Below are 12,943 nucleotides of genomic sequence, written 5' to 3' on the forward strand. Positions count from 1 at the left end.
CTCATCCAATTTTCTCTATTTTTACTTGTTCGAGCAGTTTTTCTGCTTCTTCCTTTGTACAAAGATCATGCGAAAAAGCTGTCGCACTTCCTGCAGCTGTACCAGCTCGAAATGCTTCTTCATAATCACTTTGCTTTGTATAAGACGCCAGGAAACCTGCCACAACCGAATCTCCTGCCCCTACAGAATTCTTTAAAATTCCCTTTGGAACGGAAGCCCTAAGAACCTGATCTTCATTAATAAACACCGCTCCTTCGCCCGCCATAGAAACAATGACGTTCCGGACACCTAAGCCGATGAGTTTTTTACCGAAGTAAGCGGCTTCATTTACTGTGGAAACTTTTGCACGAAACAGATCTCCCAGCTCGTGATGGTTCGGCTTGATTAACAGCGGTTCAAATTGAAACGTTTCCTCTAATGCAGGACCCGTCGTATCGATTACTGTCTCTACTCCTGCACTTTTGCAGATTTCTGTAAGATTGCGGTAAAATGTCAGCGGCAGTGAGGAAGGAATGCTTCCGGCAAGGACCAGTAAATCTCCTTTTTTAAGCTGACGTATTTTTGTAATAAGCTGTTCCTGCTGCTCAATTGTAATAGCAGGACCTGAGGCATTAATTTCTGTTTCCATTCCGGTTTTTAACTTAACGTTGATTCTTGTGTTGTCCTGAACTTCAATAAAATCAGCTGTTATCAATTCTGAATGAAGGAAATTTTGTATATAATCACCTGTGAATCCTCCCGCAAAACCCAGGGCCGTACTCTCGGTTCCCAGCCGTTTCATTACTCTTGAGACGTTAATGCCTTTTCCGCCCGGGAAAAGCTGCGTTTCCTTTGAGCGATTCAGGCTTCCTAATTGAAATTCTTCCAGCTGAATTAAGTAATCAATAGAAGGATTCAATGTACATGTATAAATCATGATGCGCCCACAACCTTTATCTCAGTTTTTTCAGCATATTCTTCAAGCAAATCCTCATCAAGTTCATTCGTAATCACGATGGCCTCGTGCAGGTCCGCAATTTTTGCAAACGCAACCTCGTCAAATTTGCTGCGGTCAGCAAGCATATAAGCCGTTTGCGAGAAGCGGATGGCGCTTGTTTTAACAGCCGCCTCCTCTGGATCAGGTGTGGTATACCCCGATTCAGCATGAATTCCGTTGACTCCCATAAAACATTTGTCAAAGCGGTATTCACTTAAGCTCGAGATAGCACGCGCACCAATCAGTGCTCTTGTTGTCTGCTTTACATAGCCGCCTATTAAATAGGTGGGAATTTGATATTGTGACAGCTCTTCTAAATGGGTAAGGCCATTTGTTACAACCATAATGTCCTTTCCTTCCAGATAGCGGATCATCTGCAGGGTAGTAGTTCCGGCGTCCAGAAAAATCCGGTCTCCGTCCTTCACAAGTCCTGCTGCAAACTTTCCTATTTTTTGCTTTTCATCAAGGTTGATATCTGCCTTTTGCGCGATGTTCGGCTCTATGCCCTTTTGATGAAGAAGTTCTGCCCCTCCATGAACCCGTTTCAGTTTTTTTTCTTTATGAAGCTGGCTTAAATCTCTTCTAATTGTAGATTCAGAAGAATGAGTAGCATCAACGAGCTCCTGGATATTAACAATTTCTTTTTCTTCAATCATGGCAAGAATCTTGCCGTGGCGCTCTGGTGTAAGCATCGGCGCACCTCCAATAAATAGTGCCTTATGACCACATTGTAACGAAAGCCCTTACATAAATCAATCAAAAACATTCAATTTCAATCAATATTAATCTAATAATATTTAAAATCAGTCATTTTCATTCATTATTGTTCAAAACATTAAAAAAAAAACCGAACCAACTTACGGGCTCGGGCTAACTCTATTATTTAATTAGTCTTCCATTGTCGACAAGTCACCTGCAGGCAAATCCAGCTCCCATGCTTTCAATACTCTGCGCATGATTTTTCCGCTTCTTGTTTTAGGAAGCTTATCTTTAAACTCAATTTCTCTTGGGGCAGCGTGAGCAGCCAGACCTTTCTTTACAAACGTCCGGATTTCCTCGCTCAATTCATCAGATGGCTCATAGCCGTCTCTTAAAGCAATGAACGCCTTAATGATTTCTCCGCGAACAGGGTCGGGCTTGCCGATTACCCCTGCTTCTGCGATTGCCGGATGTTCAACCAGCTTGCTTTCTACTTCAAACGGTCCTACCCGCTCGCCGGATGTCATGATTACATCATCAATTCTTCCCTGGAACCAGAAGTATCCGTCTTCATCCATATAAGCGGAATCCCCTGATACATACCAGTCGCCAGGCATAAAATAGGATTCATATTTTTCCTGGTTGTTCCATATCGCATGCATCATGGAAGGCCAGCCCTTTTTAATTGCCAGATTTCCCATTTGATAAGCAGGAAGTTCATTTCCCTGATCATCAACAATGGCAGCCTTGACCCCCGGAACTGGTTTTCCCATAGACCCCGGCTTAATTTCAAGACTAGGGTAGTTGCAGATGGTTTGGGCTCCTGTTTCTGTCATCCACCACGTATCATGGATTCTTTGGCTGAAAACTTTTGTTCCCCAGCGGATTACCTCAGGGTTGAGAGGCTCCCCGACGCTAAGGATGTGACGCAAGCTGCTGAGATTGAAATTTTTGATAATTTCATCCCCTGCACCCATCAGCATTCTGAATGCTGTCGGTGCACTGTACCAAACCGTAACCCCCAGATCTTCAATTGTCTGGTACCAGGCTTCCGGTTTGAATCTGCCTCCGACGATTACATTCGACGCGCCGTGCAGCCAAGGTCCGAATATCCCATAGACAGTACCCGTTACCCAACCCGGGTCAGCTGTGCACCAATATACGTCATCTTCCTTCATATCAAGAACCCATTCAGCTGTCTGAAAATGCTGGATCATGGCCCGCTGAACATGCAGGACACCTTTTGGCTTCCCTGTAGAACCGGAAGTATAATGAAGGAGCATGCCGTCCTCTGCATCCAGCCACTCTATTTCAAAATCCTTGCTTGCCTTTTCCATTTCTTTTCCGAAATGTATAAAGTCGCCTTCGACCGTCTCATCTCCCACGAGAATAATGTGCTTTAGATCGGGAAGCTCATCATGAGGAATCCGTTCGAGCAGTTCAGGCGTCGTCACAATGACCTTTGCACTGCTGTCATAAAGACGGTCCTTAACCGCGCCCTCCATGAATGCTTCAAATAGCGGTCCAACAATCGCTCCTGATTTGATGGCGCCAAGAATGATAAAGTAGAGCTCTGGCGTTCTCGGCATAAAGACGAAAACCCGGTCACCTTTTTCAACATTGGCCGCCTGGCGGAGTACATTTCCTGCCTGGTTGGATAGATCCTTCATTTCTTTAAACGTATATTTTTCGCTCCGGGAAGGGTCTCGATAATAAAGCGCAACTTTATTTTTGCGATGGGTCTCTGCATGACGATCAATTGCTTCATAGGCTGCGTTTAATTTTCCCGTTTGATGCCAGGAGAAATTCTTCTCCGCATCTTTCCAGTTAAAATTCTTATACGCTTCATCGTAGTCGTTTAGATTATAATTACCCTTCGACGCTGGCAGCGCTTCCAATTTCATCCCTGAATCCCCCTCTGTTCTTGATTCAATATTTATTATAGTATACGAGTTGATTTTTCTCAATTTTTAAACAATATGTTTGTGAAAACGCTTTATTATTTGTAGTATAATAGAAGGAAGTTTTAACGTTAGTTTGCTTTGTGTCAAAAAATCTACTAAATAAGAACAATCTATGAAATAAGAGCTTAAAATTATGCTCCGTTAAACTTGGCTTTCGTTCGATCCAATCAACAGGTGTTAAAAATCAACTTGATGCTTTAACATAGCCTATAATTAAAACAGAAGCGGCTAATTTTGCTTAACAGGGCAGCGTTCTACTTGCCGTTTTATAGAATGCGATAGAGGGACACCTTAATAAACTTATTTAGAAGAAAGAAACTTACTTTTCAATGATGCAGAAAGAGGCGGGTGACCTAATGGAACATAACAAAACCTATAATGCCATGGAATTGAAAACTCCTAACGGCTCTCTCATAATTGAAGGTCCGATTGCATCCGGTAAACTTGCAGATTATGAATTTCACCGGGATTTAGTTGCTTTCAGGCCCCCCGGACAGCAGCATAAAGCTTTAATCGAAATAGCTGATTTGCCTGAGGGAAGAATTCTCATAGCACGCCATAAGCATACAATCGTCGGATATGTGACGTACCTGTACCCGGACCCTTTGGAAAGATGGTCTGAAGGAAATATGGAAAATCTGATTGAGCTTGGCGCCATTGAAGTGATTCCCGAGTTTAGGGGATGCGCTGCTGGAAAAAACCTTTTGAGAGTATCGATGATGGATGACAAAATGGAAGATTACATCATCATCACGACAGAATATTACTGGCATTGGGATTTAAAAGGAACAAGCTTAAACGTATGGGAATATCGTAAAGTGATGGAAAAAATGATGAATGCCGGTGGACTTGAATGGTTTGCGACTGATGAACCGGAGATTAGTTCCCATCCTGCCAATTGTTTGATGGCGAGGATTGGAAAAAGAGTCGATCCGGAATCTATTCAGCAATTTGATAAACTTCGCTTTAAAAACCGTTTCATGTACTAAAATTAAGGCTATCAATTTTTCCGCGTACTGTAAGCTAAGGCTGCAAAGGGGATGGAATTGCATGATTGTCGATCAGATCATGAACAGGAAAGTAATTACGCTCAATCCAGGGGATACATTAGCAAAAGCAATTGATGTGATGAAGAAGGAAAGGATTCGGCATATCCCAATTGTTAACGGTAATGGGTCACTTGCAGGAATCGTCTCAGACCGGGATGTTAAAGACGCAGCCCCATCAGTATTTCAGCTTATCGAAAAAGTGGACGAGTTAGACCAGCCGCTTGAAAATATTATGAAAACGGATGTTGTAACAGGACATCCTCTCGATTTTGTTGAAGAAATTTCATCTATCTTTTATGAACGAAAAATTGGCTGCATGCCTATCTTAAAAGCTGGAAAACTAGCAGGGATTATTACCGAATCCGACTTGCTTCATACATTTGTTCAGCTTACGGGGGCAAATCAGCCGGGCTCTCAGATAGAAGTGAAAGTACCAAACCGTGCAGGAATGCTATCTGAAGTATCAGGAATTTTTCAGCAGCGCAATATCAATATTGCAAGTGTCCTCGTTTATCCTGACCGGGATGATCACTTCAAAATCCTGGTATTCAGGGTGCAGACAATGAACCCTACTGGCATTATTTCTGATCTGGAGGCGGCCGGTTACCCTGTTTTATGGCCAAATATGCCGGGGATGCCGTTATGAAGGACTCCCTTTTTGTATATTCTGAGGAATTCCTGAACTATCAGTTTAACCAGCATCATCCATTTAATCAGCTTCGGGTAAAACTGACTTTGGATTTGCTGAAGAAAATGGGGAAAATCGAAGATAGCATGATTATTCCCGCAAGGAGAGCTACTCCTGAGGAACTTGCTCTTATCCACGACCAGAAATACATTGAGGCTGTGCAAAAAGCAGGAAAAGGTGAATTAGGAGAAGAAGAAGCAGGAAATTACGGCATTGGCACAGAGGATACTCCCATCTTTGCAGGGATGCATGATGCGAGTGCAGCACTTGTCGGTGGTACACTTGAGGCTGTTGATGCAGTAATGACCGGAAAAGCGAAGCACGCATTAAATCTGGGGGGTGGGCTGCACCATGGGTTCCGGGGTAAGGCTTCTGGATTTTGCGTCTATAACGACAGTTCCGTAGCGATCAAGTATATGCAGGAAAAATACCAGGCAAGGGTCATGTATGTCGACACGGATGCCCATCATGGAGACGGAGTTCAATGGTCTTTTTATGACGACCCGTCTGTTTGCACCCTATCCTTGCATGAGACTGGACGCTATTTATTTCCTGGAACAGGAAACATAACGGAACGCGGTCACGGAGCCGGATATGGCTATTCCTTCAATATCCCTCTTGATGCGTTTACAGAGGATGAATCCTGGCTCGATGCCTACAGGAATTCATTCCGGGAAGTTATAAAATTCTTCAAACCCGATGTAATCTTTTCACAAAATGGTGCAGATGCTCATTATTTAGATCCTCTTACACATCTCTCGTCAACAATGGAAATTTACAAGGAAATTCCTAAGCTTGCACATGAATTAGCACATGAATATTGCAATGGCAGGTGGATTGCTGTAGGCGGCGGGGGCTATGATATATGGCGGGTCGTTCCAAGAGCATGGGCCATGATTTGGCTGCAAATGCAAAACGAAATTCCTTCAGGTCCTCTTCCGCAGGAATGGCTGGATGCCTGGCAAGACCAATCACCTGTTCCGCTCCCAGCCGGCTGGGAAGATCCAAGGCCGCTTTATAAACCAATTCCCCGCAAACCTGAAATTGAAGAAAAGAACGCGCACACGGTTGCTAAAGCGCTGCAAATCATTCGGCAAAATCAAATGACGAAGAAAAATGCCAACGGATAAAATAATCTATTAGAAAAGGGTCTGGGACAAAACTAACCAGAAATAATGAATAAAGGGTTCCGATCAGATGGTTTTTCTGATCGGAACCCTTTTTTGTGATGGAATCCACACTTCTCTGGACTTTTATGTGTTCATGGCGGTGTACTTTTTCAAGTTCACCGCCATGAAGGCAAAACCTAATTCGTTTTCTACCTTGTTTTTGCCCCTTACGGACATTCGGTTGAAACGCAAATTAGCCTTCAGATATCCAAAAACTGGTTCTACGTCAATCTTGCGTTGAGCGTAGATGGAGCCCGTTTTTTCTTCCGAAAGCTGCTGCTTGATCTGATTTTTCTGTTGCTCCCACTTCTCGTTGTAATAGACCTTGCGGTTATTCCCATCCTTCGCTTTTGTACATTGAGCGCGTAGAGGGCAATCGGAACAGTCCTCGCATTCATATACTTTGATCTCTCGCTTAAAGCCGGTGCGATCGGTGCGATGGGATAAATAGCGGAACGTCAATCGTTTCCCTTTTGGACATGTGAACGAATCGTCTTCTTCCTTGTACGCCCAATTGGCGGCGTGAAACTCGTTCTTCTTGAAACTCTTTTTGTTCTCTTTACGATAGGTATTATAGGTAATGAGCGGTGTACGTTTCCGATTCTCTAAGACATCCGCGTAGTTTTCTTCGCTTCCATACCCCGCATCCGCGACGATATACTCCGGGAGTTTGAAGAAGTACTTCTCAATATGATTCAAAAATGGAATGAATGTGCGTGTATCAGTTGGATTTGGAAATAAATCGTAAGCGAGCGTAAATTGACCTTGAGTCGCAATCTGAACATTATAACCGGGTTTGAGTTGTCCATTTTTCATGTAATCATCTTTCATTCGCATGAACGTCGCATCCGGATCCGTTTTTGAGTAACTGTTGCGTTCCTTGAAGATTTTCATATCGTTTTCATATTTTTGTTTGCGCGTCACAAAATCTGTAAACATCTTATGAAGCTTCTTTGGTTCTTTGCGCATGGAACGAAGTTCTTTCCGTGCTTTCCCATCTTCACTTGCCTCTATTTTTTGATTCAGTTCCTCCACTTTTTCTTCCAGTTGTTTCACGATTAAAGAGAGCTCTTCCGCCTTGAGTTCTTCCTCATGATCCCGTTCAATGGCCGGGATAATATCCTTTTCCAACAGTTCATCATAGATTTGGCTGGACTTCTCCACCAAGCTGTCACTATACCTCTCCACCGATTTCCGCCAGACAAATGTAAACTTATTGGCGTTGGCTTCAATTTTGGTTCCATCAATAAAAATCGCCTCGGCATCAATTAGCTTTTTTTGAACCAGCTGACATCGAAATTGGACAAATCCTTGACGAAGAAGGTGTTTCACTTCCGGATGGACCCGGAACCGGTTAATGGTTCGATAACACGGGACATACCCTTGAGAAAGCCACATCATCCGAACGCTGTCTGTAAGGAGTCCCTCAATTTTTCTGCCAGAAAAAACAGATTGGGTATAAGCGCATAAGATAATTTTCATCATCATTCTCGGGTGATAAGCTGGACACCCGGTCTCGCGTACGAAACTAGAAAAGGCTTCGTTGGGAATCTGTTCAACCATATGATGAACGGTGTGGGCAATATCTTTTTCATCGAGTTTCATTTCTAAATCCAGGGGCAAAACAACCTGGTCCATGTTATACTGTTTATACATAAGGGCACCTCCGATGGTTATTGTGTGGTAACTTTAATTTTATCAGAAGGTGTCCTTATATTCTTCATTAAAAATGAATGCAAAAAATAGAAAGAGAGGCCGTCGCAAACTTATTTGCGATGGCCTCTCTTATTTACTGGGTTTTGTCCCAGCCTCTTTTGTTTGTTTATTTAGTTGATTGGCGCACTTCGATGCGGTGCGGCAATTCAACCGCTTTTTCTTCTACGGTTTCTTTGTTCATTAGCTTCGTCAGTAAACGCATCGCAACCGCTCCAATGTCATAAGTCGGCTGGACGACTGTCGTAAGCTGCGGGCGTACCATTGTAGCTAAACGTGTATTATCAAATCCGATGATTTCCACATCAGCCGGGATGCTGCGTCCCCGGTCTTGTGCAGCATGGATAACACCTAACGCCATTTCATCCGTTCCTACAAATATAGCCGTAGGCTTGTCTGATAATTCCTCGAGCTTTTCATACGCCTCAATCCCTGAGTCGTATGTGTAATCTCCTTCAGTAACGAGATTTTCATCAAAGGAAATTCCTGCATCCTTAAGCGCACGCTTGTAGCCGTTTAGCTTCTTTTCACGATTTGTAGGCTCTTCCAATGGACCTGACACATAGCCGATCCGTTTGTGGCCTTTATCAGCAAGCATGGTTACCGCATCATAAGCACCCTGTTCATAATTAATGTTAACGGAAGGTGTTTCGTTTTCCATGTCTATTGAGGCAGCAAGTACGATAGGCACAGGAGAACGCTTGAATTCTTCGGTATGAGCGCTCGTAACGTTTCCGCTCATAAACAGAATTCCGTCCACTTGTTTTCCAAGCATCGTATTAAGCAAATGAAGCTCTTTATCCTGATTTTGGTCAGAATTGCTTAAAATAATATTGTACTTATACATCGTTGCGATATCTTCAATTCCTCTTGCCAGTTCTGCATAAAAGATACTGGAAATATCCGGGATGATTACACCTACTGTTGTTGTCTTTTTGCTCGCCAAGCCTCTTGCGACAGCGTTCGGGCGGTAGCCTAGACGCTCTATGGATTCAAGCACCTTTTTCCTTGTAGTAGGTTTTACGTTTGGATTGCCATTCACGACACGTGATACGGTTGCCATTGATACATTTGCTTCCCGCGCCACATCATATATGGTTATATTGCTCATTTTTATACACTCCTTTAACTTGCCTGCATGTCCTGTTTATATGTAGTATGAGCAACTTGACAAAATAATAGTATCATCGCTCTATTTCTACATTCATGTACCTAATCATACGATACAATGAAAGCGTAAGCAACGAATTTACACCCTTTTAACATGGATTTTGAATACTCAGTTTCGTTAAGCGCTTACTTATGATTTAGAAAAGAAAGATGCCGTCCAGAAAGTCAGTTTTCAAAGCTCCTTTCGCATTTTAAAGCTAGATTGGTTTTGACTGATTTCCGCTGCAGGCTGCTTGATTATCCTTGGGCGGGCGGTGAGCCTCCGCGGCGCAAGCGCCTGTGGGGTCTCACCTTCCCGCTGCTCCCGCAGGAGTCAAGCACCTTCCGCTCCAATCAGCCTTAACATTAATTGTTCAAAGTACCTATGTAAAACCAAAACCCCCTGAATGAACAAAGCGTTCAGGGGGTTTTAGTTTCAATTATTTTCTCTCTGCAGGACTTATTAGACAGCCCTTTTCCCATTATTATGCTTTTACTTTCACCATTGGTCTAAGTTCAGAAATCCAATTGTTGAATTCGTCGATGTTCATTTGCTGTGCTGAATCGGAAAGCGCAACGGCCGGGTCAGGATGAACCTCTGCCATTACTCCGTCTGCCCCAATTGCAAGTGCAGCTTTTGCAGTTGGAAGAAGAAGATCTTTTCTTCCTGTAGAATGCGTTACATCTACGAATACCGGTAAATGAGTTTCTTGTTTTAAAATCGGCACAGCTGAAATATCCAGCGTGTTGCGGGTTGCTTTTTCATATGTGCGAATACCGCGCTCGCAAAGAATGATTTGATCATTTCCTTGGGCAATGATGTACTCAGCAGCATTCATGAATTCCTGCAGGGTAGCAGCAAGACCTCTCTTAAGCAAAACAGGCTTGCGAACCGCACCAGCAGCTTTTAGAAGCTCAAAGTTCTGCATATTGCGTGCACCGATTTGAATGACATCAACATAATCAAGAGCGATTTCTATATCTGCAGGATTAACAATTTCACTGATTACAGCAAGATCGTATTCATCCGCTACTTTTTTAAGGATTTTCAAGCCTTCTAATCCTAAGCCCTGGAAATCATATGGGCTTGTTCTTGGCTTGAAGGCACCGCCGCGCAAAATTTTAATTCCTTGTTTTTTAGCCGCTGCTGCCACAGCTGCTACCTGCTCATAGCTTTCCACTGCGCAAGGGCCTACAATGAAGGATTGCCCTCCGTCGCCGATTGGCTCACCCTTTACCATAACCACTGTATCTTCAGCCTTTTTCTTTCTTGATACAAGCAGCGCTTTGCTGTGATCATCTTCCTGCAGCTCTAATCCCGCTTTGAAAATTTCTTTGAAAATATGCTGAAGAGTAGACTGTTCAAAAGGTCCATCATTAGACTCTAGAATTTGATTTAGCATTTTGCGCTCGCGAACCGGGTCATAACGATTAACACCCTGTGCTTCTTTTGCTTTTCCAATTTCCTGAACCAGTCTGCCCCGTTCATTAATTAGTTTAAGAATTTGAAGATTGATTTCGTCTGCTCTCTCCCGGAGTGCTTCTAATTCTGCGTGACTCATTCTACTCATCCTTTCGCTGTATCTTTATATTACGCAAGTTATGAATCGCTATGTTCACGCCCGCGTTTCTGATTAGTGTTTATTATAAACAACTTTACTCTCCATGTCACGAAAAAGTTCTTTAACATTTAAACGCTTTTAAGCGATAAAGCATTTTACGTAAATCAAAGCAAACTTGTGCTTATCTATTTTTAAGGCTCTGTTAGACTGGGCTATTGATTTCCGCTGCAGGCGTTCGCTTATCCTTGGGAGGGCGCGGGAAGCCTCCTCTGCGCTTTGCGCCTCTGGGTCTCACCTGTCCCGCTGCTCCCGCCGGAGTCTCACGCATTCGGCTCCAATCAACTTGTTAAAAAAATCAGCATACTCCCTTAACATAGCCATTTTTTAAGTAATCGGGAGTTTCCCAAGGGAGTTATATCAATCCCTAAATAAGGGAATTCAGGCTCCGTTCTTAATAAAAATTCATGTTCCATCTCATATCTCCTGCCTATTGATTTAAATAAAAAAAACAGCAGGATATCCCTGCTGCTCCTTATAACGCTGACGCTTTTCCGAGTGAATCCGCGGTAATATTCCAATGGGATGCATTCCATATCACCGATCCATTATCAATCAGCAATGCTTGGGGCGATTCATGCTTAACACCAAGCTTGTCTGCTATATAGGCAGAAAGTTCTCTGGATTCCTGTACATGGAGATAAAACGTTTTTAACTCATCCTGAGAGGAATCATATTGGGAAAATTGCCTAAAGGCTTCTTTGCTGATTGGGCATGTCAAACTATGTTTAACAAATAAAAATCGGTTATGTGTTTGAAGCAGGTTTTCAAATTCACTGATTTCCTTAATCTGTTCTTTCAATTCATAGACCTCCCTTTATATAAAAAACCGGCAGAAGTCTTCCCTGCCGATTTTTTATATTTTCCTTTTATTTATCATTGAATAGGTTCCGCTTGATTACTTTGAGGAGTCTTTTTCTGCAAATTCGCGCGCTTCCTGCAAAACGTTCTCCTGGGAGTCAAATGCCGATGGGCGGGAGGATGAGGCTGCTTCTTCAGCCAGTTCATCAATCGCTGACACTTCTGCATTCATCGGATCCTGTTCAGGCGTTTTGTCCCCGCTGCGGATATCCTTCACTTTATTCATAATGGAAGAAGACTGGCTGCTGACCGTTTGAGACAGGGAAGCCGTTTTTTCCTTTGCCTTATTCGCCCATTCAGTACTTTTGCCTAATGCATCATTCGTTATTTTATTTGTTTTCTCTGCAACCAAGTTCGCCTGGCTTCCAAGGTCATCTCTTAAATCCTTGCCAGATTTGGGAGCAAGCAATAGGGCTGCTGAAGCTCCAACGATTCCCCCAATAAGGGTGCCGATCATAAAATCTTTGCTATTGATCCCATCTTTGCTCATCCTGATTCCTCCCCATTTTCTGTTTCTGCTTAGTTCATGGTTGAAGTTTTTGATCTTTCTTTTTTCAATTTCCATTTTTGCCAAATGTCCATTGCTGCATTGCTCCATTGAACAACCTGTGAAATCTGTTCTTTGTTTTTATCCAGACCGTTGGATACGGAGGTGGATACATTGCTTACTGAACGGTTAAGCTGCTGAAGTGACTGTCCTACCCCCTGCACAGCGTTAACGACTGTGTTCAGCTTTTCAGATTTCTGCTGAATGTCATTGGCGAGCAAATTGGTTTTATGTAGGAGTTCTGTCGTTTCTGTCGTAATTCCCTGAACTTGTTTTTCCAGCCCTGACATAGTCCCTGCTACATTATCTAGTGTCGCCTGCACAGATTTCAGTGTTTTGGATACAAAAATAACAAGCACTGTAAAGGCGATTGCTATTAGTGCGATGCTTAAATACAAGATGATTTCCAAGATAGGGCACCTCCCATGAATTTAATAACCATTTACCCGTCACATGACATTATAAACATTTAATATACTTTCTATTAGCCAATTCTACATACAGGGCCT

Annotated in this window: 12 protein-coding genes; 3 read left to right on the top strand and 9 right to left on the bottom strand. The window is 43.0% G+C overall.

Translation table 11 applies throughout. The features are described from left to right. Nucleotide 1: 1 nt before the first annotated feature. The 3 genes from pfkB to acsA all read right to left on the bottom strand — a co-directional run bounded on the left by pfkB (nt 2) and on the right by acsA (nt 3,579). Nucleotides 2–916 carry a 1-phosphofructokinase gene (gene pfkB / locus J9317_RS14820; protein WP_211559869.1) on the bottom strand — a complete coding sequence of 305 codons (915 nt, stop codon included), beginning with the start codon at nt 914–916 and terminating at the stop codon, nt 2–4. Then, complete coding sequence (locus tag J9317_RS14825) at nt 913–1,668, bottom strand: DeoR/GlpR family DNA-binding transcription regulator (protein WP_211559871.1); 756 nt, start codon at nt 1,666–1,668, stop codon at nt 913–915. Before J9317_RS14825 ends, pfkB begins: the two co-directional genes overlap by 4 nt. Nucleotides 1,669–1,863: 195 nt before the next feature. Then, nucleotides 1,864–3,579: an acetate--CoA ligase gene (acsA, locus tag J9317_RS14830; RefSeq protein WP_211559873.1), complete on the bottom strand. Its 1,716-nt coding sequence runs from the start codon at nt 3,577–3,579 to the stop codon at nt 1,864–1,866. 416 nt (nt 3,580–3,995) lie between these two features. Between acsA and J9317_RS14835 the strand changes: the two genes are divergently transcribed. The 3 genes from J9317_RS14835 (at nt 3,996) to J9317_RS14845 (ending at nt 6,506) form a co-directional block, all read left to right on the top strand. Further along, on the top strand, nt 3,996–4,628 hold the full coding sequence (locus J9317_RS14835; protein ID WP_211559875.1) for a GNAT family N-acetyltransferase: 633 nt from the start codon (nt 3,996–3,998) through the stop codon (nt 4,626–4,628). A gap of 61 nt (nt 4,629–4,689) precedes the next feature. Beyond that, the gene (locus tag J9317_RS14840) at nt 4,690–5,334 is read left to right on the top strand and encodes an acetoin utilization AcuB family protein (RefSeq protein WP_211559877.1); all 645 of its coding nucleotides are present in this window, start codon (nt 4,690–4,692) and stop codon (nt 5,332–5,334) included. Further along, nucleotides 5,331–6,506 carry an acetoin utilization protein AcuC gene (locus J9317_RS14845; protein ID WP_249292195.1) on the top strand — a complete coding sequence of 392 codons (1,176 nt, stop codon included), beginning with the start codon at nt 5,331–5,333 and terminating at the stop codon, nt 6,504–6,506. The genes J9317_RS14840 and J9317_RS14845 overlap by 4 nt, the downstream gene beginning before the upstream one ends. Before the next feature lie 123 nt (nt 6,507–6,629). Here the strand turns inward: J9317_RS14845 and J9317_RS14850 are convergent, their stop codons facing one another. From J9317_RS14850 to J9317_RS14875, 6 genes are all read right to left on the bottom strand, one after another. Further along, nucleotides 6,630–8,201 (bottom strand): IS1182 family transposase, encoded by a 1,572-nt coding sequence (locus tag J9317_RS14850; RefSeq protein ID WP_211559881.1) that lies wholly within the window; start codon nt 8,199–8,201, stop codon nt 6,630–6,632. A 166-nt stretch (nt 8,202–8,367) separates the two neighbouring features. After that, on the bottom strand, nt 8,368–9,369 hold the full coding sequence (gene ccpA, locus J9317_RS14855) for a catabolite control protein A (RefSeq protein ID WP_035409528.1): 1,002 nt from the start codon (nt 9,367–9,369) through the stop codon (nt 8,368–8,370). A gap of 523 nt (nt 9,370–9,892) precedes the next feature. After that, nucleotides 9,893–10,969 carry a bifunctional 3-deoxy-7-phosphoheptulonate synthase/chorismate mutase gene (locus J9317_RS14860; protein ID WP_211559883.1) on the bottom strand — a complete coding sequence of 359 codons (1,077 nt, stop codon included), beginning with the start codon at nt 10,967–10,969 and terminating at the stop codon, nt 9,893–9,895. A 532-nt stretch (nt 10,970–11,501) separates the two neighbouring features. After that, nucleotides 11,502–11,828: a bacillithiol system redox-active protein YtxJ gene (gene ytxJ, locus J9317_RS14865; protein WP_211559885.1), complete on the bottom strand. Its 327-nt coding sequence runs from the start codon at nt 11,826–11,828 to the stop codon at nt 11,502–11,504. Between the two features lie 96 nt (nt 11,829–11,924). Beyond that, on the bottom strand, nt 11,925–12,377 hold the full coding sequence (locus J9317_RS14870) for a YtxH domain-containing protein (protein ID WP_211559887.1): 453 nt from the start codon (nt 12,375–12,377) through the stop codon (nt 11,925–11,927). Nucleotides 12,378–12,406: 29 nt separating this feature from the next. Beyond that, nucleotides 12,407–12,844: a DUF948 domain-containing protein gene (locus tag J9317_RS14875; protein WP_211559888.1), complete on the bottom strand. Its 438-nt coding sequence runs from the start codon at nt 12,842–12,844 to the stop codon at nt 12,407–12,409. Nucleotides 12,845–12,943 lie beyond the last annotated feature (99 nt).

It is taken from the genome of Metabacillus flavus (genome assembly GCF_018283675.1).
Lineage (GTDB): Bacteria > Bacillota > Bacilli > Bacillales > Bacillaceae > Metabacillus_B > Metabacillus_B flavus.